The organism is Devosia sp. Micro-HW1 (assembly GCF_056341075.1).
Genome location: NZ_CP094375.1, coordinates 307,453 through 332,628, shown reverse-complemented (window position 1 = coordinate 332,628; position 25,176 = coordinate 307,453). Strand labels below are relative to the sequence as shown.

The window sequence follows — 25,176 nt, the reverse complement described above, 5'->3', positions numbered from 1 at the left end:
GGTCGGCGTCCAACCCCGTGCAGAGATGAAGGTTTCGACGGACTGACGGAAAGACTGGATATCACTCATGGTGGCGGACATGTGCATAGGAAGTCGCCTAGTCGTCAATAGGAATTATTTGGTCCTGGCGCTGGTCTGCCTTGGCTCAACAAGTTCCGCGTTCGGGCAGTCCGAGACCGGCGCCCTGCCCGCCCCCGGGGACATTGCCGCGGGCGAAAAGACCTATGCTGAACTGGTTGCAATGGCCCTGCCCGGCGCTGTCCAGACCGACGAATATATCGTCGTGGAGCAGGAAGTGGCGCTGCCCCATATCCAGGGGGCAGACTTCGAGGTCTTTGCCCCGCCTCCGGTTGCTGTCATCGATTTCAATGCCGTTGGCCTGGATGTGGACGGGGAGCCCTATCTCGCATTGATGATCGAGCTTGCAGAGGCCCCCAACAGTGCTGGGCCGATTGCGGCCCTGGCGCTGTTCGACACCAGCGGCGAGCCCGAGCTGGTCGATGTCGTCGATATCGGCGTCGATCGACAGTCCGGCTTTGCGCTGCCGCCCACCCTGCAGGTTGGTGCGGGGAATGACCTGATCCTGGTGTTCAACAGTCACGGAAATGCCGGCCAGTTCTACAATGCTGTCACCATTATCGACGTGGTCGAGGGCGAACTGACCATGGTGGACCAGGTGCTGACGCTGGCCACGATGAGCTGCGAGGAAACCCGGACGCAGTATCTGGACTATGTGGTGGCGACGCCTGACGGCGAGGGCAAGGGTGACTTCACCGTCATCGTCCGGGACGTGCTCGAACCGCCCGACGAGACCTGCGACACAAACGAGACTTATGCCCCGGGTGAAACCAGCTATTCGGTGGACTATATCTGGGACGAGGACGAAGGGCGCTATATCGCCCAAGGGGACTGGACCGCATTCGACAAGATGAACATCGCGCGGTTCTAACCACTCCTCCCCCTGATGAGGGAGGAGTGGTTTTTTGGGCCTATTCGGCCTTGGAAGCCGCTGCGGCCCGGCCGACTTCCCTGATGACATCGGCAAAGCCCCAGCGCAGGGAGGCCGGGGTGATGGCGCCGCTGACAGCCATGGTCAGTTCGTCGCCAACCAAGTTGGTATAGGCGTTCTTCTTGACCAGCGGCGAAAGCTGGATGAGCTCCATGGCGAAGAAGTCATCGGCAGACTGCTTGGTCGAAAAGAAGCTCACGAGCATCTCGGCCGGGATCTGGTCGAAATTCTCGTAGCTCAGCAGATAAGCAATCTTTGTATCGACCAGCGAGCCGCCGGGCGCCTCGCCGGCGGGCACCATGCCGATATCGGCAAACAACTGGACGCGCGGATCGCCTTCGATGCGCACCGACACTTGACCATCGTTGCGGTTGACGACGTTGGCGAAGACCGTGCCCTCGATCTCTGGATAAAGATCACGCTCGGCAATCATCCAATCCATCGTGTCAGACACCAGGGCATCAGCCTCGGCCGACAGTCCAAGCGCCTTGCCTGTCGTTGTGACGACGTCCTGCCAGCTCGCGAACCAGGGCTTTTCGGGATAGGCGATGACCGGAGCGATATTGCTCAGTGACGCATATTCATCGGCAGTCAGCCCCGAATAGGGCGCGATGATGATGTCCGGCTGCAATGCGGCGATTGCTTCGAGCGGCGCTTCGGGCGTGTTGGGCAGAACTGTGGGAAGGTTCATGCCCTTTTCGGCCAAAGCAGCTTCTGTCCAGGGGAGGACGCCATCTTCACCGCCACCATAGGCGAAGAAGGGCATGCCAACCGGCTCGACGCCGAGATCGATGACGACATCCTGCGCCGACCAGCCCCAGGTTACCACGCGGGTGGGCTTTGCTTCGATCGTGGTTGTGCCCAGGGCGTGCTCGATGGTCACCGGGAAGGTGTCCTCGGCCATGGCCGGGGCGACGAAGGCGGTGGTCGCGACAAGCGCGAGCACAAAGTGCTTCAGCATCAGAATAGTCCTTTGGTCCTTAGTTCTTGGCCGCGGTAGCGGCGGCGGCTATGTCGGCGATATAGTCGGGAAAGCCCCAGCGCAGGCCCAGCGGGCTCAGGGCACCGATGGACATGGCCTTGGCTTCGCCGACAATGGCGGCAACCGAGCCGCGCTCGACCTGGGGCGAGAGCTCCACAGTCGGCTGGGCGTAGAAGGCGTCGGCGGCGTCCTGGGTGTCGAAGAAGGAAATGATGACGTCGGCGTCGATCATGTCGAAGTTCTCGAACGAGACCACCGAGTAGAAGCCGCCCGATGTGTCGGCGCCTTCGATTTCGACATCGGGGACCATGCCGATATCGGCCAGCATCTGCACACGGGCGTCATTGGCCGAGTGAACGGCGACCTGGCCATCGTAGCCGATGGTGGTGGCAAAGCTGGTGCGCTGGAGATCGGGATACTTGGCGGCTTCATCGGCCATGAACTGCTCGGTTTCGGCCAGCAGCGCCTCGGCTTCCGCCGACTTGCCGAGCGCCTGGCCCGAAATAAGAACGACATCCTGCCAGCTGGTGGACCAGGGCGCGCCGGGAGAGGCGACGACCGGGGCAATGCCGCTGAGAATGCCGTACTGTTCCTCGGTGAGACCCGAATAGGGCGCCAGGATCAGGTCGGGCTGCAAAGCGGCAATGGCCTCGATCGGCGGCTCCGCTTCGGAGAGCAGTTCCGGCCTCGGACCACCGAGAGCCTCAACGGCTTCCAGCGTCCACGGCAGGAACCCGCCGCTATCGTCGCCGCCATAAGAGTTGGTGGGGACGGCGACTGGCACCTTGCCCAGGGCCAGGACGGTATCCTGTGCCGACCAGCCGAGGGTGACAATGCGCATGGGTTCGGCAGGAATGACGGTTTGGCCGAAGGAATGGGCGATTGTCACCGGGAAGGCGTCCTGGGCCAGCACGGGAAAGGAGAATACGGTGGTCGCGACAAGAGAGGCGGCTAGAGATTTGAGCATTGGTGGCGTCCTCAGTTCCGGCCAGCCTTCACGCCGTCCGCGATCAGCTTGATGTATTGCGGATAGCCCCACTTGAGCGAGAGTGCACTCGGCGGCGAGATCGAGTTGATGAGCTCGGCCCCGATGACGTGCGCGACGGCGCCGGACTGTACCTGCGGGTGCAGCGCAATGACCGGATTGCTGAAGAAGGCCGCGTCAGCTTCGGGCGTCTCGAAGTAGGATACGAGCACGTCGGCGGTGAGTTGCTCGAAGGATTCAAAGCTCAGCGAGAAATAGAAGCTCTCGCCCTGGGCCAGTTCGGTGACGCTGGGCGCGGAGACCATGCCGACATCGACCAGGAATTTTACCCGGCTATCGAGATCGGCATAGACGGCGACTTCACCATTGTATTCCGCGACCGTCGCGAAGCTTGCCCCCGCAACGTCGGGGTATTTGGCCGTTTCATCAATGATGAACTGCTCAAGCTCGGCAACGAGCGCCTCCGCCTCGGCCTTCTTGCCCATGGCCTCGCCGGTTATGGTGATGGTCTGCTGCCACGGCGTGCTCCAGGCGGTTTCAGGGAAGGCCACGACGGGCGCGATGCCGCTCAGTACCTCATATTCCTCGGCGGTGAGGCCCGAATAGACAGCGATGATGAGATCGGGCTGCAGGGCGGCGATAGCTTCGATGGGAGCATCGAAGCCCTCTGGCAGGATGGTGGGGAACTCGGCACCCATCGCCGCGACCGCATCCGTGGTCCAGGTGATGGCGCCATTCTCGTCGCCGCCATACCGGAAGAAGGGAATTCCTACCGGCACCTCGCCCAGCGCAATGACAGCGTCCTGCGCCGCCCAGCCCCAGGTGACGATGCGCTGCGGCTTGGCCGGAATGGTGGTTTCGCCGTAGGCGTGGGGAATGGTCACAGGAAATTCCTGCGCCTGCACGGCTGCCGCAAGGCCAAGACCGACAAGAACGGAAACGAGGAGGGATCGGACGTGCATAGGGTCACCCGTTGCGTGGAGATAGTCTCTCCATACAAAAGGTGACTTACTTTGTCATGTACCAAAATGTGATTGTTACAATCATGCTTTCGAGCCTCGTGTGAGCAGGACCATAACCTCGTAGTGGTCGGTCTGGGGAAACATGTCGAACAGGCGGATGCGCCTCGGGGTGTAGGACGGCATCGCCGCGATGTCCCGCGCAAGGCTCGCGGCATTGCAGCTCGAATAGACTATCGTCGGGACGCCCGATGCATCCAGAGTGGCGCAGAGTGCGTCCCCGAGGCCGCGGCGGGGCGGGTTGACGATGATCGCGTCGGGGGCCCCGGCGGTGGGAAGAGTCGTCGCGTCGCCGACGGCAAAGGTCACATCGGCAAGGCCGGCCTCGGCGGCGCTGGTCCGGGCCGATTCGACGGCGGGCGCACTCACCTCCACGCCATGCACGCGGCGGCCGGGAGCGGCGACATGGAGGGCAAAGCCCCCTACCCCGCAATAGAGGTCCCAGACAGAGCGGGCACCGACTTCATCGATCCATTCCCGCGCCTGGTTGTAGAGCCCGACTGCAATGTCGGTATTGGTCTGGAAGAAGCTGGCAGGCCGCAGATGCAGCACCAGATCGCCGAGGCGCATGGCCAGTGTCTCGCCGCCACCAAGGGCAATTTCCTCCTCGCCCTCGAGGACGGCCTTGTGCTCGGGCAGCAGGTTCGCGGTGACTACCGAGAGCTGCGGGAGGGCGGCGAGGAGGCCGGGCAGGTGCTTGCGGATGCGACCGAGAGGCTCGGTCGAGCGCAGGACGAAGCGCAGCATCAGCTCGCCATCGGGAGATTGGGTCAGGAGGACATGCTTGAGTTCGCCGCGGCGGGTGGGCACGTCGTAGGGCATAATGCGGGCGCGGGCGATGAAGCCGGCGATGGGGGCAAAGGCGGCGCGCACGCCGGGCGAGAGGATGCCGCAGCCTGTGAGATCGACGCCATGCCGGGACGCATCGAGAATGCCCAGCGTCGGCTCATCGGCCGTGCCGCCGACAACCATCTTGGCCTTGTTGCGGAAGTTGTCGGGACGGCTTGCCATGGGCGGCAACCAGACGGCATCGGGCCAGGCCGCAAGCACGGCGCGCAGATGCTGCATCTTGTCGGCAATCTGGGTGTCGTATGGCGTGCCCATTGCCGTGCATGAGCGGCAGACGCCGTTGTCGAAATAGAAGCACTGCATGGCGGCGCTCACACCTGCATCCACCCGGCTACCTCACGCAGGACAGGAGGCGGACTGGCCGCCTCCCCCAGAATCCGGATTACTTTGACGTGCCGTTCAGCGGCACGACATTACCCTGGCCGGATTTGCCGCCGAGGAACTTCTTGATGTTCCGGGCGGCCTGGCGGATGCGGTGCTCGTTTTCGACGAAGGCGAGGCGGATATACTGGTCGCCATATTCGCCGAAGCCGACGCCCGGAGCGACGGCAACGCCGGTCTCCTGCACCAGGAGCTTGGCGAATTCGAGCGATCCCATTTCCGCAAATTGGTCGGGGATGGGCGCCCAGGCAAACATGGTGGCCTTGGGGACCGGAATGTCCCAGCCGGCACGGCCAAAGCTCTCCACCATGACGTCACGGCGCAGCTTGTAGACCTTGCGCACTTCCTCGATGACATCGTCAGAGCCGTTGAGGGCGGCGACGGCGGCGACCTGGATGGGGGTGAAGGCGCCGTAGTCGAGGTAGGATTTTACGCGCGCCAGGGCGGCAATCAGGCGTTCGTTGCCCACGGCAAAGCCCACGCGCCAGCCGGGCATGGAATAGGTCTTGGACATGGAGGTGAATTCGACGGTGATGTCGATGGCACCCGGCACCTGCAGCACGGACGGCGGCGGCTGGTCTTCATCGAAATAGATCTCGGAATAGGCGAGATCGGAAAGGATGAAGATGTCGTTGGCCTTACAATACTTGACCACCTCGGTGTAAAAATCGAGGTCGGCCGTGTAGGCGGTCGGGTTGGCCGGGTAGTTCAGCACCAGGGCGATCGGCTTGGGGATCGAGTGCCGTACTGCGCGATCCAGCGAGCGCATGAAGTCCTCGTTCGGATCGGCCGGCATGGAGCGGACGACGCCACCGGACATGATGAAGCCGAAAGAGTGGATCGGATAGGTCGGGTTGGGCACCAGCACCACGTCGCCGGGGGCGGTGATGGCCGAGGCCATGTTGGCAAAGCCTTCCTTTGACCCGAGGGTCGCGACGACCTGGGTATCAGGATTGAGTTTCACGCCGAAGCGGCGGCCGTAATAGCTCGCTTGGGCCTTGCGCAGGCCCGGAATGCCGCGGGAGGTGGAATAGCGGTGCGTGCGTCCATCCTTCACCGTTTCCTGCAGCTTGGCCACAATATGGTCCGGCGTCGGCATGTCGGGGTTGCCCATGCCCAGGTCGATGATGTCCACGCCTTCGGCACGCGCCTTGGCCTTGATCGGGTCGATATGGGCGAACACGTAAGGCGGGAGACGGCGGATGCGATGGAAGACTTCGCTCATTTATTCCTCGGGTGGCCTGGCTGGGGCCGAAAAGCTGACCGCGACGCGCAAGGCGCTGCTTGCTCCATTTGGAGTGGCTGATTATCGCGGAATTATGGTTGTGCGGGGGTTAAGCGTCCCGTGAAGGACGGAGACATTTCTATTCGGCTCTTCCCGGCCATTTCCTGGCCATGCGGGAAGAGCTATCGGGCGTTTGCCGCGGCCGCGAAAAAAACGGCTGCCACCGGATTGCCGGCGAGCACAGCTGCGAACCTTGCAATGGTGAACGGAGACGGCATGTCTCTTGCCCTTATGAAATATCTTCTGCTACCACCCAAACGCGGCTTACTCCTAATATGTTTTCCCGCCATGGTTGTAAATGCCGCCGAGCCTTAACATGTAGTGGGCTCGCTGCTGCGGCAGTGTAGTTATTGTCGGACAGGTGCATGAGAAAACGCGTCGCGATCGCCACTATCGGCACTGCAGGTGATGTCAGGCCCTACTTGGCCCTCGCCATTCAACTCAAGCAGCACGGGCATGACGTCGTGCTGGGGGCCAATGCCGACTTCGAGGACTTCGTCACCTCGCACGGCATCGAGTTCCACAATCTGGGCACCAATATCCAGGACTGGCTGCAGGAGTCGCGCTTCGACACTGCCATCAGCCAGATGAAGATCCACCACTTCCCGCAATTGCTGCGACAAGGCCAGGCGCTGGTCGAACGGGCGGCGCGCAATTCCTGGGTCATGGCGCAGGGCGCCGATGCAATGGTGGTCAATATCAACACCAGCTTCGGCATCGACATTGCCGAGGCGCTGGACATTCCGGTCATCATGACGGCGATGCAGCCGCTCAATCCGACCCAGGAATTTCCGGTCTGCGCCTATGAAGTTCCCGATCTCGGACCGACTTTCAACAAGCTCAGCTATATCGCCATGAACATCCAGCAGGGGTACTACGACCTGCCGCGTGACCGTGTGCGCAAGGAGCTGATGGGCCTCGGGCCGCGCAAGCGGGGCGGCCTGTTCAAGGACAGCCACGGCAACAACCTGCCGACGCTCTACAATTTCTCCTCGATCGTCTCGCCGCGCCCGCGCGACTGGCCGCAGACGGCCGTGGTCACCGGCTTCTGGTTCCTTGACGACAACAGCCACTGGAAGCCGTCTGCCGAACTTCAGGCCTTCCTCGATGCGGGCCCCCCGCCGGTCTATATCGGCTTCGGCTCCATGCCTTTCGGCGCCGAGCGCAATACACAGATCCTGCGCCAGGCGCTGGAGCAGTGGGGCGGGCGCGCCATTGTTTCGCGCGGCTGGGGCGGCATCAATGTCGACGACTTGCCCGACACGGTCTTTGCCGTGTCCGAGGCACCGCATGACAAGCTCTTCCCGCACTGCGCGGCGGTGGTACATCATGGTGGCGCCGGCACGACGGCAGCGGGCCTGAGGGCCGGCAAGCCCACATTCACCCTGCCCCAGGCCTATGACCAGCGCTATTGGGGCCGCCGCGTGCGCGCTCTGGGCTGCGGTCCGGCGCCGGTGCGGCTGCGGACGCTGACGCCGGAAATCCTGGCCAGCGCTCTCTATGAGCTGACCAATAATAAGACCATGGCTGCCAATGCGCATTCGATTGGCGAAATGCTGCGGGGCGAGGATGGCCTGACCACAGCCGTCCATTTCATCGAAGCGACCATCGACGCGGCGCAGGCCGGCGCGCGACGGTTTTCCGTGCCGATGTGAGCCGCCTTTGCGGGCACATGAGACGCAATTGGGAAACGGCCAGGAGGGGGCAAGCGGGGTGAATATCTGCCTGGTTGGAGCGGGCGGCGGCATCGGCCGGCAATTGCTCAAGACGTTTTCGGCCAAGCATAACGTGCGCGCCGTTTATCGTACCCTGCCCGCGCGCGCTGGAAGCGCAGCGGTGGCCTTTGGCGACGAGACCGGACTTGCCCAGGCTGTGCAGGGTGCAGACGTGGTCATTCACGCCGCCCTCAATACACGCGCCAAGGGCAAGGATTTCATTCCAGCCAACCGATCGGTAACCGACAAGCTTCTGGACCTGATCCAGCCCGGCCAGTGCCGCCTCTTCGTCTATTTCAGCTCGCAGGTCGTGTATTCGGCGCTCGATCCGGTCGCCCATCCGGTGCAGGATGAGTCTCTGGCCCTTGAGGACAAGGGCAAGCTCGACGCTTACACCCGCCTCAAGCTGATCGAAGAGCAGCAGGTAATCGATGTCTGCCGCGCCAAGGGCATCGACTATCTCATCGTGCGCCCGACCGTGGTCATGGGCCCACACATGCAGTGGTCGAGCGGCATCGTCGACGCCATGCGCTGGGCGCCGTTCGGGCTCAAGAGCCGGACGTTCAACCTCATTCATGTCGAAGACCTCAGCGCGCAATTGCTGGCGCTGGTGGACAATGGCGTGGTCAATGACGTGGTCAACCTGGGCGACCTCGACGTCAGCTCGGACGACTATTTCCGTCACGCGGCAGGGCTCGCGGGACGCCCGATGTTCCTCGCGCCGGACTGGCTGGCCGGCATTGCCGGGGGCGCTATCCCCTCGACGCTGTGGTTCCTCGCGCATGACGTGACCGTCGACACGCAGAAGGTGCGGCGCCTGTCGGGCGTGGTGACTGACCGTTCGCTTGGCGATTTCTTCGAATATCAGGCCAAGGTGGTGCCGGCGAAAGATCTTGATGCCATTCGCAAAGTGGTACGGAGCGGCAAGCCCTTCCACACCATCGGACGTGGCTATTCCCTGTGGTTCAACGACAAGCTCACCTCCGACCAGCTGGTCATGGGGCACTATGCCGGGATTGCCGGGCTGGAGGGCGATGAGATCACGGTGCGGGCCGGCACGACGCTGCGCGGCATTCTCGACTATCTGGCGCCCCGCAATCTGACCCTGGGCACCCTGCCCGAGTTTGTCGACATTTCCGCCGGCGCCTGCTTCTTTGCGGAGGTGCATGGCAGCAGCTCGGACTATATCTCGGTCTATGACCTCATTGCGGCCATCCGCTATGTCGGTCCCGACGGGGTGGAAGCGTATTCCCGCCGCGACGAGGCCGAATGGGACGCATTGCGGGCCCAGACCAATATCGTGGTCACCGAGGTCACGTTCCGCTGCGTGCCAAACCAGCGGCTGGCCAATGTCATTGAATGGCATCCCGATACGCGGCTCGAGCACTATGTCGACGGCGGCTACCGGGCCAATTTCAGCACCACGGTGCACTGGTATCCGCGCAGTCACGAATTGATGGTCTACAACGTCAATCCCGTCGGAGAAAACCAGCCCAGGGATCGCGGGCCATTTGCTCCCATGCGTGGCTCGCCGGCCCTGATGCAGAAAATGCTGCTGAGCCTGCGGCTACGGGGCCGCCTGAGAATTGTCGGGCCCGCGGAGCAGGTCCTGGCCCCGTGGACCGGGGTGCCCGCCAAGGAACTGGTGGGCAAGGTTTTCCGCGACAGCCGCCGCCGTATCCGCAACCTCGAAGTCTGTGTGCCAGACACATGTGCGGCCAATTTCTTTGCGCGCGTGCGCCAGCACCTGCCTAAAATGCAGATCAATCCCGGACAGGGGATCGGTGTGCGCTTCACCCGAGACCCGCAATCGCAGCGTGGCTTTGTCTGGGTAGAAATGACATCCCGGAATGCCGATCAGATGCATGCGATGGTGGATATGGCGGGAGACGTCTGCGGCGATAATTTCTGGCTCCACCGCGGCAAGTATGTACCGAGCTGGGTCAGCGTCGACCACCTTTTCATCCGGCGCAGCCCGGTCAGCCTCTCCCCGAAGGTGGCCGCGCCGGTCAGCGACGCGACAAGCGGTAGCTGATCGCCACGCCTGCGAGGGCCGGCAGAAGCGCTGCCGCGATGACCACGGCAAAGAGCACGCCCGGCGGGGCATTGCCGATAGAGGCGAGGAGCGCCACTCCCCCCCCCAGCATCATGAGGCGACCGGTCCAGCGATGCGTCACGCGCCAGTTGCCGGCATCGCCTAGAGTCCAGGGCAGGCGAATGCCGGCGACGGCATTGGGCTGGGTCTTGGGCAGGTAGTTGCCGAGGACGAGGAAAATGACGCCGAGCGCGCCGACGATGAGCCTCGGCATGTCCACCGCGTAACCCAGGCCGATGGTGACGGTTGCTGCCAGCAGAAGCAGTGCGAGACCGAGGATGACCGAGACCGATGCCTCGATGACGTGGTGCCCCGCCTCGAAATCACGCTTGGCGTGCGGACGAAGGAAAACCAGCAGGCCGACGACAGCACCAGCCATCACGGCCGGCAGCAACAGGGCCACTGGCGCTGGCGCAAAGCCATCGGCCTCACCGGCCACATTCCAGTGGATCGGCAGGCTGCCATCGACGGGGACGATGGCGAAGGCCAGGAGCGTTGCCAAGCCGAGAAGGGCCAGCAAAGCAAGATTGAGACGACTAAGAGCTGGCCTGGTCACGACTTTTTCTCCGCAAGATCGAGAATACCGGCAAGGGCATCCTCAAGGACACTGGTGTTGAGGTGGTAGATCAGGCTGGTGCCGCGCCGCTCCACCACGACAAGCTCGGCCTCCTTGAGCTTGTTGAAATGGACCGACATCGTGGGCCGGGAAATATCAAAGTGATCCGCGAGGTCACCGGCGCTCATGGGACCGGCCTTGAGCAAGGCGAGAACCTTGCGGCGGACCGGGTGCGACAGAGCTTCGAAGACCATATTGATGCTCACAGCCGCTCCTTTTTCCAGGATCATCTAATTAGTGTTTTTGCTAATTAGTGTCAAGGCGAAATAGCGAGCGCAATCCGGCCCCCCCCCCCAGGGCCGGTGGCTTAAGCAAAAATGGCGGCCCGGGGGCCGCCATTTTCAGTAAGTGGATAGCGATAGCGATCAGTGGGTGACGCTGACGCCGGCGTCGTCGACGGGGTCGGTCTTGGCCGGGACGGCCGGTTCGGCATCAAAGTTCCACTCAATGGGCTCGGGCTTGCGCACCAGAGCACGCTCGATGACCTGGTCCATGCGGGAGACCGGAACGATTTCCATGCCTTCCTTGACGATATCAGGAATCTCCTGGAGATCGCGGACGTTCTCCTCGGGGATCAGCACCGTCTTGATGCCGCCACGCAGGGCCGCGAGGAGCTTTTCCTTGAGGCCGCCGATGGGCAGGACCCTGCCCCGCAGCGTGATCTCGCCCGTCATGGCAACATCGTTGCGCACAGGGATGCCGGTCATGACCGAGACGATGGCGGTGGCCAGACCAATACCGGCCGACGGACCATCCTTGGGAGTGGCGCCTTCGGGCAGGTGGACGTGGATGTCGCGCGTATCGAACATGGGCGGCTTGATGCCGTAGTCGATGCTGCGGGACTTCACATAAGCCTGAGCGGCCGTCAGCGATTCCTTCATCACTTCCTTGATGTTGCCGGTGACCGACATGCGGCCCTTGCCCGGCGTCATCACGCCTTCGATGGTGAGCATCTCGCCGCCGACCGAGGTCCAGGCGAGGCCGGTGACCAGGCCAACCTGGGCTTCGGCTTCGATCTCACCATGCTTGAAGATCATCGGTCCGAGATATTCGGCAAGCTTCTCGTCGGTGATCTCGATCGACTTGACCTTGGTGCGGACAATGTCGGTGACAGCCTTGCGCATCAGCTTGGAGATTTCGCGCTTCAGGTTGCGGACGCCGGCTTCGCGGGTATAGCCGCGGATGACCTTCATCAGCATCTCGTCGGAGAGCACAAATTCACCATGCGCCACGCCGTTTTCCTTGGCGGCTTCCGGCATCAGGTGCTGCTTGGCGATCGCGTGCTTCTCTTCCTCGGTGTAACCGGAGAGGCGGATGATCTCCATGCGGTCCATCAGCGGGCCGGGGATGTTGAGCGTGTTCGAGGTGGTGACGAACATCACGTCCGAAAGGTCGAAATCAACCTCCAGATAGTGATCGGCAAACGTGTTGTTCTGTTCCGGATCGAGCACTTCGAGCAGGGCCGAAGACGGATCACCGCGGAAGTCCTGGCCCATCTTGTCGATCTCGTCGAGCAGGAAGAGCGGATTGTTCTTGCCCACCTTCTTGAGCGACTGGATGATCTTGCCGGGCATGGAGCCGATATAGGTGCGGCGGTGGCCGCGGATCTCGGCTTCGTCACGGACGCCACCGAGGGCCATGCGGACGAATTCGCGGCCAGTTGCCTTGGCAATCGACTTGCCGAGCGAGGTCTTGCCGACGCCCGGGGGGCCGACGAGGCAGAGGATCGGTCCCTTGAGCGTGCCGGTACGGGCCTGCACGGCCAGGTATTCAAGAATGCGTTCCTTGACCTTCTCGAGGCCGTAGTGATCGGCGTCGAGAACCTTCTCGGCGAGGGCGAGGTCGCGCTTGACCTTGCTCTTCTTGCCCCAGGGCAGGCCCAGAAGCGTATCAAGATAGTTGCGCACGACTGTGGCCTCAGCCGACATCGGGCTCATGCCCTTGAGCTTCTTGATCTCGCCCTCGGCCTTGGCCTTGGCTTCCTTGGAAAGCTTGGTCTTGGCAACGCGCTCTTCGAGCTCGGTGACCTCATTGGCCCCGTCCTCGCCATCGCCCAGCTCGCGCTGGATCGCCTTCATCTGCTCGTTGAGGTAGTATTCGCGCTGGGTCTTTTCCATCTGCCGCTTGACGCGGGAGCGGATGCGCTTTTCCACCTGCAGCACGCCGATCTCGCCTTCCATCAGGCCAATGACCTTCTGCAGGCGCTCGATGACCGACACGGTCAGCAGCAGATCTTCCTTTTCGGGGATCTTGATGACGAGGTGGCTGGCAATCGTATCGGCGAGCTTCGAGGCGTTCTCGATCTGACCGACGGCAGCGACGACCTCGGCCGAAATCTTCTTGTTGAGCTTGACGTAGTTCTCGAACTCAGACTGCGCCGAACGGGCCAGGGCCTCGATCTCGGTAGCGTCTTCCTCAGGCTCGGGCAGGATCGAGGCTTCGGCCTCGAAGTAGTCCTCGGTCTGGAGGTAGTTATCGATAACCGCGCGGTTGAGCCCTTCCACGAGCACCTTGACGGTGCCATCGGGGAGCTTGAGCAACTGCAGCACGGTGGCGATAGTGCCCGTGGGATAGATCTGGTCCGGCGCGGGATCATCGTCCTGCGCATTCTTCTGGGTAACAACAAGAATGTGCTTGTCGTCGCGCATGACTTCTTCGAGCGCCTTGACGGACTTCTCGCGGCCCACGAAGAGCGGCACGATCATACTTGGGAAGACGACGATGTCGCGCAGGGGGAGGACCGGATAGACCCGGTCCCGGCTTGTTTCGCCGGTGGGATTGACGTCCGACATCACATTTCCTTTCCGGGGCGCGCCGGAGGGAGGAATAGGTAGCGCGCCCGTATTGCGACTGCCCAATCCAAAAAGGCTGGGCGATTCAGGTTAATAAATAGGGTGGACTACCCTGCCCGCAAGTCAACCTTTGCGGTTTTATGGCCGATAGCGTTACTTCGCACAGGAGATATGTGCGCAAGCCAGAAACACAGCTGTGCCTAGGATGCACCGTGGATGCAGCATCTTCCCAGGATCGCGCCATGACACAGGGCAACAGGCCATCGCCAAAGTTATCGCCGGAATTTTCGGCAGCGCTCGGGCTGACCTCGAGCAAAGTTGTGCCCGGGCGTGCTCGATGCTGACGGGATATTCCTTCGGGACAGCGGTGCCAAACGTGGCGCGGATTGCGACCGTGACCGGGGCAACCAGACGTGCCAGAGTGAGCTACATCGAGCCCTCCCTGGGATGAATTTGCACATCAAATCTGGGGACCAAGGGCAGTCTCTAGTACTGCGGCAGAAAAGTTCACAAGGACGGACCATGACCCTTCCCCGCCCCCGGCGTATCGACATTCTCGGCATTGCCACGGCCTCTGGCGCCTCGGTGCGCGGCTGCGGCATGGGGCCGGAATCCCTGCGTGTGGCGGGCTTGCTGGAGGCACTCATAGACCTCGACCTTGACATCGCCGATCACGGCGATCTGCGGCGCGTACACCCGGAGTTTTCCACCAATCCGGCCGGCTCGCGCCTCCCCGATGAGCGCAAGGCCGACGTCCTGGACCTGGCAGCCCGGGCCAGCGATGCGGGCCTTGCCATCCTGGAGGCCGGCAATTTTCCGGTCTTCATCGGGGGCGATCATTCCATTGCCATGGGCACGGTGTCGGCCGTGGCGCGGCATTGCCTGCCTCGGCAAAAGCCCGTGCACGTCATCTGGATCGATGCCCATGCCGATTACAACACCCCCGAAACCTCGCCTTCGGGCAATCTCCACGGCATGCCGCTGGCCCTGCTGTGTGGCGAGAAGGAATTCGACGACAGTTTTCGCGGGCCATGGCTCGGGCGGATCGATCCCCGCAATGTGACGATCTTTGGCGCGCGCTCGATTGACCGGGAGGAGCGCAGGCTGGTGCAGGCGCGCGGCGTTGACGTGGTCGACATGCGCAAGATCGACCAATTGGGCGTGGTTGCGGCAATGCAGAAGGTCATCGACAAAGCGAAGGCGGACGGCGCGCACCTGCATGTGAGCTTTGACGTCGACTCCATCGACCCGGCCATCGCCCCGGGCGGCGGTACGCTCGTCCCTGGGGGCCTCACCTATCGCGAGGCGCATCTGGTGATGGAAATGCTCCATGACAGCGGCGTTGTCGGCTCACTGGATGTGGTGGAACTCAACCCGTTTCTTGACCATGGCGGCAAGACAGCCACTGTGATGGTCGACCTCGTGGCGAGCCTGTTCGGTCGATCGGTCATGGGTGAGGAGCCCGGGCCGGTGGAATTCGTCACCGATCCGTAACGGGTCAGGCCACGAGCAATGTGGCGGGACTGCTGATGACGGCGCAATCCCTTCCGCCGGCCTTAGCCTGGTAGAGAGCGTCGTCGGCTCGGCGATAGACGCTGGCTATACCGTCATCGGCCGGTCCAGATTGCGCTATGCCGGCGCTGAAGCGCACCGGGGATCCGTCGGGCAGTGACAGGCGGGCTGCGAAGGCCTCACGCAACTGCTCAGAAAAATCGTGGGCGGTGCGCGCATCCACTCCAGCATAGATGAGGCAGAATTCCTCGCCGCCCATGCGGGCCGCCAGTGCAGGCGCAGGAATGAACGCAGCCACGGTTGCGCCGAAGGTCGCAAGGACCCTGTCGCCCTCGTCGTGGCCCCATTGGTCATTCACGCGCTTGAAGTTGTCGAGGTCGAGCGCAAGCATGGAAAAGCTGGTGCCCTGGAGGCGGGCGGACTGCCACAGCTTGCGCCCCTGCTCGAGCATGGCGCGGCGATTGGACAGGCCCGTGAGCTCGTCTCGGAAAGCCATGTCGGCCAGGCGAGCCTCAGCGCGATCCTTCAGGGCGGCAAGCCAGGACAGGATAATCAGAGTGGTGCCGATATAGCTCGCCAGAAAAGGCCAGGTGTTGCCTGGATCGCCGGACAGCGCATAAAAGTCGACCTTTCCGCGAAGCAGAACTTCGAGCGGGCGCGAGACGGCACTGCAGAAGGAAAAGGCGTAACCAAGCGCCATAAGGAAAGCGGTGCTACTGCGAACGACCTGCCGGCCGTAGACCATTACAAATACCGAAGCTGCAGCAAGCTGCAGGCTGAGAACAACGCAGCTGAGCAGCGCAGCATCCACAGGACGCATCTGCAGCGCGACGATGACCAGCATGACCCCGACCGGCGGGACCACAAACCAGGCCGTGTGGATTCGGCGGCCGGTCATGACGACGATGGCGGCCCATTGCAGCGCGACGGTGGCACTGATGCAGCCTGAGTAGACGGCGGTGACGTACATATTGCGCGTCGAAACGGCCGCAATGACGGTGATCCAGCTCAGGATCGCAAATCCCAGGGACCAGCAGAACACAGCCGTTTCCGGCCGGTCCCTGCGCAGGGTCATGATGGACACGCCAATCGCGAACACCATGATGCTGACGATACGCGCCACCACCAGCGTCGGCATGTCCAGTAGCAGTGCCGCGTCCACAGCCCCTCCTGACGGCCACAAAACATTACGGCCTCCGGCGATTTAAGCCGAAGGCCGTAAAGGATTGGTAAGCCTGCCAGATCAGGCGGTGGCCGGAGCCTCGTCCTTCTTGCGCTCGGAGTAGATATAGAGCGGACGGACGTCCTTGCCCTTCACCACTTCTTCCGAGATCACCACTTCTTCGACGCCCTCGAGCGAGGGCAGATCGAACATGGTGTCGAGCAGGATGGCTTCCATGATCGAGCGGAGGCCGCGGGCACCGGTCTTGCGCTCGATCGCCTTCTCGGCGATGGCCTTGAGGGCATCTTCGTGGAAGGTCAGCTCGATCTCTTCCATCTGGAAGAGGCGCTGATACTGGCGGACCAGGGCATTCTTGGGCGCCGTGAGAATTTCGATCAGCGCCGGAATGTCGAGGTCTTCGAGGGTAGCGAGGACCGGCAGACGGCCGATGAATTCCGGGATCAGGCCAAAACGGACCAGGTCTTCGGGTTCGACATCAGCCAGGATCTGGCCGACGCGACGGTCGTTAGGGTCCTTGACGGTTGCCGAGAAGCCAATGCCCGAACCTTCACCGCGGGCCGAGATGATCTTTTCCAGACCAGCAAAGGCACCGCCGCAGATGAACAGGATATTGGTGGTGTCGACCTGCAGGAATTCCTGCTGCGGATGCTTGCGGCCACCCTGCGGGGGCACGGAGGCAACGGTGCCTTCCATGATCTTGAGGAGAGCCTGCTGCACGCCTTCGCCCGAAACGTCGCGGGTTATGGACGGATTGTCCGACTTGCGGGAAATCTTGTCGACTTCGTCGATATAGACGATGCCGCGCTGGGCCTTTTCGACATTGTAGTCGGCGGCCTGGAGCAGCTTCAGAATGATGTTTTCCACGTCCTCGCCGACATAGCCGGCTTCGGTGAGCGTGGTGGCGTCGGCCATGGTGAAGGGCACATCGAGGATGCGCGCCATGGTCTGGGCCAGCAGCGTCTTGCCCGAACCGGTCGGACCAATAAGCATGATGTTGGACTTGGACAGTTCAACATCCTGGTTCTTGGCTGCGTGGTGCAGGCGCTTGTAGTGGTTGTGGACAGCCACGGAGAGCACGCGCTTGGCGCGGCTCTGACCGATGACGTAATCGTCCAGCACCTTGCAGATTTCTGCAGGGGTGGGCACGCCCTCGGAGGACTTGACCATGGAGGTCTTGTTCTCTTCGCGGATGATGTCCATGCACAGCTCGACGCATTCATCACAGATGAAAACGGTCGGACCGGCGATCAGCTTGCGCACTTCGTGCTGCGACTTGCCACAGAACGAGCAGTAAAGCGTGTTCTTGGAGGTTTCGCCGTTGGTGGTCTCTTTGGACATCCAGTCACTCCCGGGGGTTGAGAACCCCCAAATTCAAGCGTTAACAGGCAGGCTAACGCTCAAGGCATAAAGAAAGTCTAAGCCGAAACGACCTTAAAGGCCGTTCCGGCTGGGTGCAATTGCGCTTGGATCACAGTCCACGGCGCATCAGCAATGTGCTTAACGCGCGCCAAGTCAGACAGATGCCTCGGGGATAGCGCGTTTTTCCATCACGGTATCGATGAGGCCGAAAGCCTTGGCTTCTTCCGGCGACAGGAAGCGATCGCGCTCGAGAGCGTTCTCGATTTCCTCGTAGGTGCGGCCGGTGTGCTTTTCATAAATCTGATTAAGACGGCGCTTCAAACCCTCGACTTCCTTGGCATGAATCAGGATGTCGGTCACCTGACCCTGGAAGCCGCCGGACGGCTGGTGGACCATGACACGCGAGTTCGGGAGGCTCGAGCGCATGCCGGCTTCACCGGCTGCCAGCAGGAGCGATCCCATGGAAGCGGCCTGGCCCATCACCATGGTCGCAACGGCCGGGCGGATGAACTGCATGGTGTCGTAGATGGAAAGGCCTGCCGTCACCACGCCGCCGGGCGAGTTGATGTACAGGGCGATTTCCTTCTTCGGATTCTCTGATTCGAGGAACAGAAGCTGGGCGACGATAAGCGAGGCCATGTTGTCCTCGACCACGCCGGTCACGAAGATGATGCGCTCGCGCAAGAGACGCGAATAGATGTCGAAGGCGCGCTCGCCACGGTTCGACTGCTCGACCACCATGGGAACGAGCGTGTTCATGTAAAGATCGTGCGGATCCCGCATAGTTTGCCCCTTGGCCATGCCCCGGGTCGCGGACCGGGCGGCAGGCTTGGTTGTTTTGGCAATCCCCTGCCCTGAACGCGCACTCAGCGGGACAGTCGGGAATGCCGGAATCGAATCAGCGCGACCGGCTGATTGCAGGCGACACCGCCTTAACGGGCGGTAAAGGCAGAGATAGGCGGCATTGGGGCGAGCTTCAATAGCGCGTCCAATTCTTGTTGGTTCAAGGTGAATGCCGCCGAAACCTGTTGCCCTCAGGTGAAGCTGACGGCAACACCCTTCTTGCGGAAATAGGCCTGCATCAGCTTGCGGCCCTGGCGATTGCCCTGGGCCAGCTTGGCGGTCTCGAACGTGGCTTCCTTGACGCCTTCGCGGGTCATGGCGCCTTTGAGGGCCGCGATGTGGGTATCGAGGTCTTCGTTGTCATTGCGGATCGAGGTGTAGATGGCCTCGATGGCGTCGGAATAGCTGATATCGCTCACGGGAACTGCTCCACGGAATTGTTGGCCTCTTCCCTAGCGATTTTTTCGGGCAGAGCAAGGCAGCAGGCCATAGGCAGAACGTTCACTGCACTCTAGATTTGACCATACGATCAAAAGACCAGCCCCGAAGACCCATGGCCGCCATTATCCAAGTCAAGCCGATCACCGATGTCCCGCCACATCTCAGCGCCTCCGCGCAGCCGCAGGACCCAGCTTTCTTCCAGAACCCCTACCCTTTCTACGCTCGGCAGCATGCGAGCCACCCGGCCTTCTTCTGGGAAGAATATGGGCATTGGTGCTTCTCGGATTTCAAATCCGTGAGCCAGTTGCTCCGTGACAAGCGGTTCGGCCGGGAAATCCTGCATGTGGCGACGCGCGAGGAGATCGGCCTGCCCGAGCCCAAACCGCATGTCGCGGACTTCGACCTCACCGAGAAGCATTCCCTGCTCAATCTCGAGCCGCCCGACCACACGCGCCTGCGTACGCTGGTCAACCGGGCTTTCGTCTCGCGCCAGGTAGAACAGCTTCGACCGCGCATCCGGCAGCTTGCCAATGAGATGATCGACCGGTTCGAGGGCGAAGACAGCGTCGATCTGATCAAGGCTTTCGCTGCGCCGATCCCGGCCATTGTCATTGCCGAGATGATCGGTCTGCCGGCTGACATGGCGGGGCAATTGCTCAACTGGTCCAACCGCATGGTGACCATGTACATGTACAATGTCACCCGCGAGACTGAGCTCGACGCCAACCAGGCAGCCGCCGATTTCACCGCCTATCTCCGCAGTGTCATTGCCGAGCGGCGCAAGTCGCCCAGGGAGGACCTCCTCAGCCACATGCTGACCACGGATCGCGACGGCGATGTGCTCAGCGACGAGGAAGTGATGTCAACCGCCATCCTGCTGCTCAATGCCGGGCACGAGGCGACGGTGCACACAACAGGCAATGGGGTGAAATCGATCCTCGAAAGCGGCCTCGACCCACAGAGCCTGTTTGCCACGCCCGAGCAGGCCGAAAAGACCGTGGAAGAGTGCCTGCGCTTCGATGCGCCGCTGCACCTGTTTACCCGCTATGCGCTCATGGACACAGAGGTGGAGGGTGTTCCCCTTCGCAAGGGCGATGTCATCGGACTGATGCTGGGCGCCGCCAACCGCGACCCGGCGCGTTTCGCCAATGCCGACACGTTCGACCCGTTCCGGACCGATGGCGCCAATGTCAGCTTTGGCGCGGGCATCCATTTCTGCATCGGCGCGCCGCTGGCGCGGATCGAATTGCAGGAATCGATGACGACACTCTTCCAGCGGCTGCCAAAGCTCCGGATCGCGGAGCCGCCGCGCTACGGGAATGTTTACCACTTCCACGGGTTGGAAAAGCTGATGGTGAGTTGGAAATAAAAAGGGGGCCGTGAGGCCCCCTTTCGTTTGATGCAGCTGCTTCGGCTTACTGTGCCGGAACGGCGTCGCCTTCGACGTCGAGGTCTTCGATGGCCTTGCCATTGTCATAGACAGCCTGATCGAGAATGCCCTGGCGCTTGGCGACGATGGTCGGGACCAGCGCCTGGCCGGCGACGTTGACCGCGGTGCGGCCCATGTCGAGGATCGGATCGATGGCCAGCAGGAGGCCCACGCCTTCAAGCGGCAGGCCGAGGGTCGACAGGGTCAGCGTGAGCATGACCGTGGCGCCGGTGAGACCAGCCGTGGCGGCAGAGCCGATGACGGCCACGAAGGCGATCAGCAGATAGTGTTCGATACCGAGCGAGATGCCGAAGAACTGGGCCACGAAAATGGCCGAGATCGCGGGGTAGATCGAGGCGCAGCCATCCATCTTGGTGGTGGCGCCGAGCGGCACGGCGAAGGCAGCATATTCACGCGGCACGCCCAGGTTCTTCTCGGTGATCCGTTCGGTCACCGGCAGGGTGCCGATGGACGAGCGGGATACGAAGGCGAGCTGGATGGCCGGCCAGGCGCTCTGGAAGTAGCGGATCGGGTTGAGGCCATTGGCCTGCAGCAGCGCCGGATAGACCACGAAGAGCACGATCAGGAGGCCGATATAGATGGCTGCCGCATACCAGCCGAGCTGGGCAAGGGCATCCCAGCCATAGACGGCCACGGCATTGCCCAGAAGGCCGATGGTGCCGATGGGCGTAAGGCGGATGACCCACCACAACACCTTGTGGATGATCTTGAGGAAGGAGCGGTTGAACGCCAGGAACGGGTCGGCAGCGGGACCAACGCGCAGCGCGGCAATACCGATCACGATCGAGACGATCAGAATCTGCAGCACGTTGAAATTGAGGCTGGTGGTAGCGCCGCTGTCGGAGACGCGGGTCGACGCCTGCAGGCCGATGAAGTTGGACGGGATCAGGCCCTTGAGGAAATCGAGCCAGGAGCCGGTGGATGAGGGCGCACGGGCTGCTTCAGCAGCGACGGCGGTATGGACGCCCGGCTGGATGATAAGGCCAAGTGCAATGCCGATAGCGACGGCGATCAGCGCGGTGATGGCGAACCACAGCAACGTCTGCCAAACCAAGCGAGCCGCGTTATTGAGTTCGCGCAGATTGGCGATCGAGGCGACGATGGCAGTGAAGACCAGCACCGGCACAAGGGCCCGCAGCAGCGACACGAAGGACGAGCCGACAGTAGCAAGGGTCTGGGTCAGCCAGTTGGCATTGCCGGCGGCATCCGGACCCATGGTGCGGGCGATGTAGCCAAGAATGAGCCCAATGACCATTGCGGCCAGGACCTGGAATCCGAAGTTGAGATAGAGCGGCTTGGGCGCGCGCGGAGCGGAGCCGGCCGGAACAGCAGTGGGCATCGATTTGGCCTTTCAGGGAACGGAGACTCACTGCCCAAAATATGAGCAAAAAGCCTCTCGATTGACCAGAGACTACCCTGCACCTGTGGGGGTTTCAGCGCATGAGATTGCGTTTTGAGTTGGACGGAATGGATTATTCTGCCCCGGAACGTCGAAACGGCAGCAATGGCTTATCGCATCGCCCGCGTGAGCAGGGTCAGGACGCCTGCGATGAGCGGCAGGATGACCAGACTCAACGCCATGGAAATGGTCAGGACACCGGGGCCGGGATCGTTCCAAGCCAGCCAGGCAAGGGTGATGGCAGCTATGCCCGAAGCAATACCGCTGACCCGGTGCACAATGGTCCAGGCGCGGTCCGATCGAATGCGCCATGGCATCCGCAGGCCCGCATAGGAATGGCGCTCGGCTTCGAAGATGATCACGGCCAGGACCATCAGCGTTGCCGCAAGGCCAGCGGCGGCGATGCGGAACATGTCGAAATCGGACCCGATGCCGACTAGCAAAAGTCCGAACTGACAAGCCGTTGCGACCGCCAGCAGCAAGGTCAGGGCCGGATCAAGGATATGCTGGACCTTGGCATAGTGGTTCTTGGTCAGGAGCCGGCCGAGCACATGGAATCCGGCCATCAGGACCAGCTCAACTACCGGCGCGACCACAAGGGCAAGGTCACGCGGCCAGATCCAGTCGACCTGGCTTCCATGCCAGTGGGCGGGAAATGCAAAACCTTCCGGCACATGCATCAGGGCGACGGCTGATATAGCCAGGGTGACGCTGAAGAGCAGAAGGTGAAATCGGGTAACGAGGCTGGGCATGGGCGAACTCGGTGACGCCCTCCATATGGAAGCCTGCCAAGGCGAAGACCAGAGGGAATAGTAAATTCCTGCTCCTGGCCTTGATCCAAAAAGCAAAAGGGCCGGTTTCCCGGCCTTTTCGAATTTGTCGTTCGTGAAGCTTAGCGCTTGGAGAACTGGAAGGAGCGGCGGGCCTTGGCCTTACCGTACTTCTTACGCTCGACAACGCGGCTGTCGCGGGTCAGGAAGCCACCCTTCTTCAGAACCGGGCGCAGGCCGGGCTCGAAGTAGGTAAGGGCCTTGGAGATGCCGTGACGAACGGCACCGGCCTGACCGGAGAGACCACCACCGGCGACGGTGACGTTCACGTCATACTGGTCGAGACGCTCGGAGGCGACGATCGGCTGCTTGACGATCAGCTGCAGCACCGGACGGGCGAAGTACTTGGCGAATTCGCGGCCGTTGACGGTGACAGTGCCCTTGCCCGGCTTGATCCAGACGCGAGCAACGGCGTTCTTGCGCTTGCCGGTGGCATAGGCGCGGCCGAGGCTGTCGAGCTTCTGCACGTGGACCGGAGCGGGGTTGGCAACCGGAGCGGCAGCCGAGGTGCCGAGGTCTTCGAGGGAGTTGATGGTTTCGGCCATGTTACTTCACCCGGGCGTTCTTGGAGTTCATCGCAGCGACGTCGAGCTTGGTCGGGTTCTGCGCTTCATGGGGATGCTCGGTCCCGGCGTAAACGCGCAGGTTCTTGAGCTGGGCGCGGGTCAGCGGGCCGCCCGGCATCATGCGACGCACGGCGTTCTCGAGGACGCGGTTCGGGAAGCGGCCTTCCAGCAGCTCGCGAGCGGTGCGGTCCTTGATGCCACCCGGGTAGCCGGTGTGCCAGTAGAAGCGGTGCTGGTCGAGCTTGCGACCGGTCAGCTTCACCTTGTCGGCATTGATGACGATGATGTTGTCACCCATGTCCATGTGGGGGGTGAAGGTGGGCTTGTGCTTGCCGCGCAGACGCGAGGCAATGATCGAAGCCAGGCGACCCACGACGAGGCCATTGGCGTCGATCAGGATCCACTTCTTTTCGATCTCGCTCGGTTTTGCCGAGTACGTGCTCATATCGAATTCCTCAAAATTCAAGCAGCCGGCCCACGCATGGACCGGCCAGTTCGGCGGCGTCTCTATGGGAGATTCCCGAAGCCGTCAACACCAAATAATTTACAACGTAAAATCAAAGGGTTAGACTTACGGTATTATATTACCGCATTAAATGTTGCCCAATTCTCCATCCATTCCATCGTCACCACCCGGCTTGACCGGGTGGCCCATCTCTCAGGAGGTGGATTGCCCGGTCAAGCGGGGAATGACGGGGCGGAGGGGTCGCAGGGTCAGCCACCACCTACTTGTCGCTACCGCACGCGCGTCATGTCGGCGATATAGGCCACCGACAGGCCGGCGAGCATGAATGCCAGGGCCTGGTGACCGACCGCTAGGCTGATCGGCACGCTGGCCAGCAGAGTTGCGATGCCGAGACCCACCTGCAGCAGCACGACGACGCCGATGCGCGGCAGCCAGCCATGCACCCCGGCAAAACCGCCATCCTTGTACCGGCGCCAGATCAGCCAGAAGACAAAGGCGACGATGAGATAGGCAATGCCACGGTGGATGAACTGCACGGTCAGGGCGTTCTCGAACAGGTTCTTCCAGACCGGATCCATGACAAACAGGCCATTGGGGATGATGGCGCCGTCCATGAGCGGCCAGGTCTGGTAGCCCATGCCGGCATCCAGCCCGGCAACGAAGGCCCCTGCCCCGATCTGCAGTACCACGGCGACGAGCAGGAGAATGCCCATGGTCATGTGGAATGGCGTCACCCGGCCAAGGGCGCGGCCCGGCGAGAGCGTACGGGCGACGTAGATGAGCGCGATGAACAGAAAACAGGCCGCCGTCAGATGCGCCGCGAGGCGATATTGCGAGACGGATGTCAGCTCGCTGAGGCCCGAGGATACCATCCACCAGCCCAGTGCGCCCTGAAAACCACCCAGGATGAACAGGCCGAAGAGCGGCCAGGCCAGATCGCGCGACAAGCGCTTCTGGAACAGGAAGACGGTAAAGGGCACGAGGAAGACCAGTCCCAGCGCGCGCGCCAAGAGGCGGTGGAACCATTCCCAGAAGAAGATGTACTTGAAGTCATCCAGGCTCATCCAGGAATTGAGCACCTGGAATTGCGGGATCTGCTTGTAGGCCTCGAACTCGGCCTCCCATTCCGCCTGATTGAGCGGCGGAATGACGCCGGAAACCGGCTTCCATGAGGTGATGGAGAGCCCGGACTCCGTGAGCCGCGTAATGCCACCCACGACCACGATCAGCAGCACGAAGGCTGCCAGGGCGTAGAGCCAGATGCGGACAGGCCTCAGTCGGTCGCTGGCATAGCTCACTTGGCCCGGTGCGGCATCTTGCATGGCATTCACGGTCTTATTCCGGTATCGATCAACGTGCCGGAGTGGTAGACGTCCCAACACTGACCCGCAACAGTCCA

22 protein-coding genes are annotated in these 25,176 nt (G+C 62.0%); 5 read left to right on the top strand and 17 right to left on the bottom strand.

Going from position 1 to position 25,176, the window contains the following annotated elements; genetic code table 11:
• Positions 1-118: 118 nt before the first annotated feature.
• Positions 119-949, top strand: a complete 831-nt coding sequence (locus tag MQW79_RS01470; RefSeq protein WP_476586403.1) for a hypothetical protein — start codon at positions 119-121, stop codon at positions 947-949.
• A 40-nt stretch (positions 950-989) separates the two neighbouring features.
• On the opposite strand, the gene MQW79_RS01465 is transcribed toward MQW79_RS01470, so the two are convergent.
• The 5 genes from MQW79_RS01465 to MQW79_RS01445 all read right to left on the bottom strand — a co-directional run bounded on the left by MQW79_RS01465 (position 990) and on the right by MQW79_RS01445 (position 6,450).
• Positions 990-1,970: an ABC transporter substrate-binding protein gene (locus MQW79_RS01465; RefSeq protein ID WP_476586402.1), complete on the bottom strand. Its 981-nt coding sequence runs from the start codon at positions 1,968-1,970 to the stop codon at positions 990-992.
• Between the two features lie 19 nt (positions 1,971-1,989).
• A complete protein-coding gene (locus MQW79_RS01460) occupies positions 1,990-2,958 on the bottom strand; it encodes an iron-siderophore ABC transporter substrate-binding protein (protein WP_476586401.1) in 969 nt (322 codons plus the stop codon).
• A gap of 11 nt (positions 2,959-2,969) precedes the next feature.
• Positions 2,970-3,938, bottom strand: a complete 969-nt coding sequence (locus tag MQW79_RS01455) for an ABC transporter substrate-binding protein (RefSeq protein WP_476586400.1) — start codon at positions 3,936-3,938, stop codon at positions 2,970-2,972.
• A gap of 81 nt (positions 3,939-4,019) precedes the next feature.
• The gene (gene rlmC / locus MQW79_RS01450) at positions 4,020-5,159 is read right to left on the bottom strand and encodes a 23S rRNA (uracil(747)-C(5))-methyltransferase RlmC (protein WP_476586399.1); all 1,140 of its coding nucleotides are present in this window, start codon (positions 5,157-5,159) and stop codon (positions 4,020-4,022) included.
• Between the two features lie 67 nt (positions 5,160-5,226).
• Positions 5,227-6,450, bottom strand: a complete 1,224-nt coding sequence (locus MQW79_RS01445) for an LL-diaminopimelate aminotransferase (protein ID WP_476586398.1) — start codon at positions 6,448-6,450, stop codon at positions 5,227-5,229.
• Between the two features lie 425 nt (positions 6,451-6,875).
• On the opposite strand from MQW79_RS01445, the gene MQW79_RS01440 reads away from it, so the two are divergent.
• A complete protein-coding gene (locus MQW79_RS01440) occupies positions 6,876-8,165 on the top strand; it encodes a glycosyltransferase (RefSeq protein WP_476586397.1) in 1,290 nt (429 codons plus the stop codon).
• 58 nt (positions 8,166-8,223) lie between these two features.
• Complete coding sequence (locus tag MQW79_RS01435; RefSeq protein WP_476586396.1) at positions 8,224-10,260, top strand: NAD-dependent epimerase/dehydratase family protein; 2,037 nt, start codon at positions 8,224-8,226, stop codon at positions 10,258-10,260.
• On the opposite strand, the gene MQW79_RS01430 is transcribed toward MQW79_RS01435, so the two are convergent.
• The 3 genes from MQW79_RS01430 to lon form a co-directional block, all read right to left on the bottom strand.
• Positions 10,235-10,876, bottom strand: coding sequence for an SdpI family protein (locus MQW79_RS01430; RefSeq protein WP_476586395.1), 642 nt, complete (start codon positions 10,874-10,876; stop codon positions 10,235-10,237). The genes MQW79_RS01435 and MQW79_RS01430 overlap by 26 nt on opposite strands.
• A complete protein-coding gene (locus tag MQW79_RS01425) occupies positions 10,873-11,142 on the bottom strand; it encodes an autorepressor SdpR family transcription factor (RefSeq protein WP_476586394.1) in 270 nt (89 codons plus the stop codon). The genes MQW79_RS01430 and MQW79_RS01425 overlap by 4 nt, the downstream gene beginning before the upstream one ends.
• Before the next feature lie 159 nt (positions 11,143-11,301).
• A complete protein-coding gene (gene lon, locus MQW79_RS01420) occupies positions 11,302-13,728 on the bottom strand; it encodes an endopeptidase La (protein ID WP_476586393.1) in 2,427 nt (808 codons plus the stop codon).
• A 522-nt stretch (positions 13,729-14,250) separates the two neighbouring features.
• Here lon and rocF point away from each other — a divergent pair.
• Positions 14,251-15,222 (top strand): arginase, encoded by a 972-nt coding sequence (rocF, locus tag MQW79_RS01415; protein WP_476586392.1) that lies wholly within the window; start codon positions 14,251-14,253, stop codon positions 15,220-15,222.
• 4 nt (positions 15,223-15,226) lie between these two features.
• Here the strand turns inward: rocF and MQW79_RS01410 are convergent, their stop codons facing one another.
• The 4 genes from MQW79_RS01410 to MQW79_RS01395 all read right to left on the bottom strand — a co-directional run bounded on the left by MQW79_RS01410 (position 15,227) and on the right by MQW79_RS01395 (position 19,044).
• Positions 15,227-16,402, bottom strand: a complete 1,176-nt coding sequence (locus MQW79_RS01410; RefSeq protein WP_476586391.1) for a GGDEF domain-containing protein — start codon at positions 16,400-16,402, stop codon at positions 15,227-15,229.
• 81 nt (positions 16,403-16,483) lie between these two features.
• The gene (gene clpX, locus MQW79_RS01405) at positions 16,484-17,761 is read right to left on the bottom strand and encodes an ATP-dependent Clp protease ATP-binding subunit ClpX (RefSeq protein WP_476586390.1); all 1,278 of its coding nucleotides are present in this window, start codon (positions 17,759-17,761) and stop codon (positions 16,484-16,486) included.
• A 174-nt stretch (positions 17,762-17,935) separates the two neighbouring features.
• The gene (locus MQW79_RS01400) at positions 17,936-18,565 is read right to left on the bottom strand and encodes an ATP-dependent Clp protease proteolytic subunit (protein WP_476586388.1); all 630 of its coding nucleotides are present in this window, start codon (positions 18,563-18,565) and stop codon (positions 17,936-17,938) included.
• 251 nt (positions 18,566-18,816) lie between these two features.
• Positions 18,817-19,044, bottom strand: coding sequence for a hypothetical protein (locus MQW79_RS01395; RefSeq protein ID WP_476586387.1), 228 nt, complete (start codon positions 19,042-19,044; stop codon positions 18,817-18,819).
• A 134-nt stretch (positions 19,045-19,178) separates the two neighbouring features.
• On the opposite strand from MQW79_RS01395, the gene MQW79_RS01390 reads away from it, so the two are divergent.
• Positions 19,179-20,435, top strand: coding sequence for a cytochrome P450 (locus tag MQW79_RS01390; protein ID WP_476586386.1), 1,257 nt, complete (start codon positions 19,179-19,181; stop codon positions 20,433-20,435).
• Between the two features lie 46 nt (positions 20,436-20,481).
• Here the strand turns inward: MQW79_RS01390 and MQW79_RS01385 are convergent, their stop codons facing one another.
• From MQW79_RS01385 to MQW79_RS01365, 5 genes are all read right to left on the bottom strand, one after another.
• On the bottom strand, positions 20,482-21,855 hold the full coding sequence (locus tag MQW79_RS01385) for a dicarboxylate/amino acid:cation symporter (RefSeq protein WP_476586385.1): 1,374 nt from the start codon (positions 21,853-21,855) through the stop codon (positions 20,482-20,484).
• Between the two features lie 170 nt (positions 21,856-22,025).
• The gene (locus MQW79_RS01380) at positions 22,026-22,667 is read right to left on the bottom strand and encodes an SdpI family protein (RefSeq protein ID WP_476586384.1); all 642 of its coding nucleotides are present in this window, start codon (positions 22,665-22,667) and stop codon (positions 22,026-22,028) included.
• A 140-nt stretch (positions 22,668-22,807) separates the two neighbouring features.
• Positions 22,808-23,290, bottom strand: coding sequence for a 30S ribosomal protein S9 (gene rpsI, locus MQW79_RS01375; protein ID WP_476586383.1), 483 nt, complete (start codon positions 23,288-23,290; stop codon positions 22,808-22,810).
• Between the two features lies 1 nt (position 23,291).
• Positions 23,292-23,756, bottom strand: coding sequence for a 50S ribosomal protein L13 (gene rplM / locus MQW79_RS01370; RefSeq protein ID WP_476586382.1), 465 nt, complete (start codon positions 23,754-23,756; stop codon positions 23,292-23,294).
• Positions 23,757-24,046: 290 nt separating this feature from the next.
• On the bottom strand, positions 24,047-25,099 hold the full coding sequence (locus tag MQW79_RS01365) for a COX15/CtaA family protein (protein WP_476588164.1): 1,053 nt from the start codon (positions 25,097-25,099) through the stop codon (positions 24,047-24,049).
• Positions 25,100-25,176: the final 77 nt, after the last annotated feature.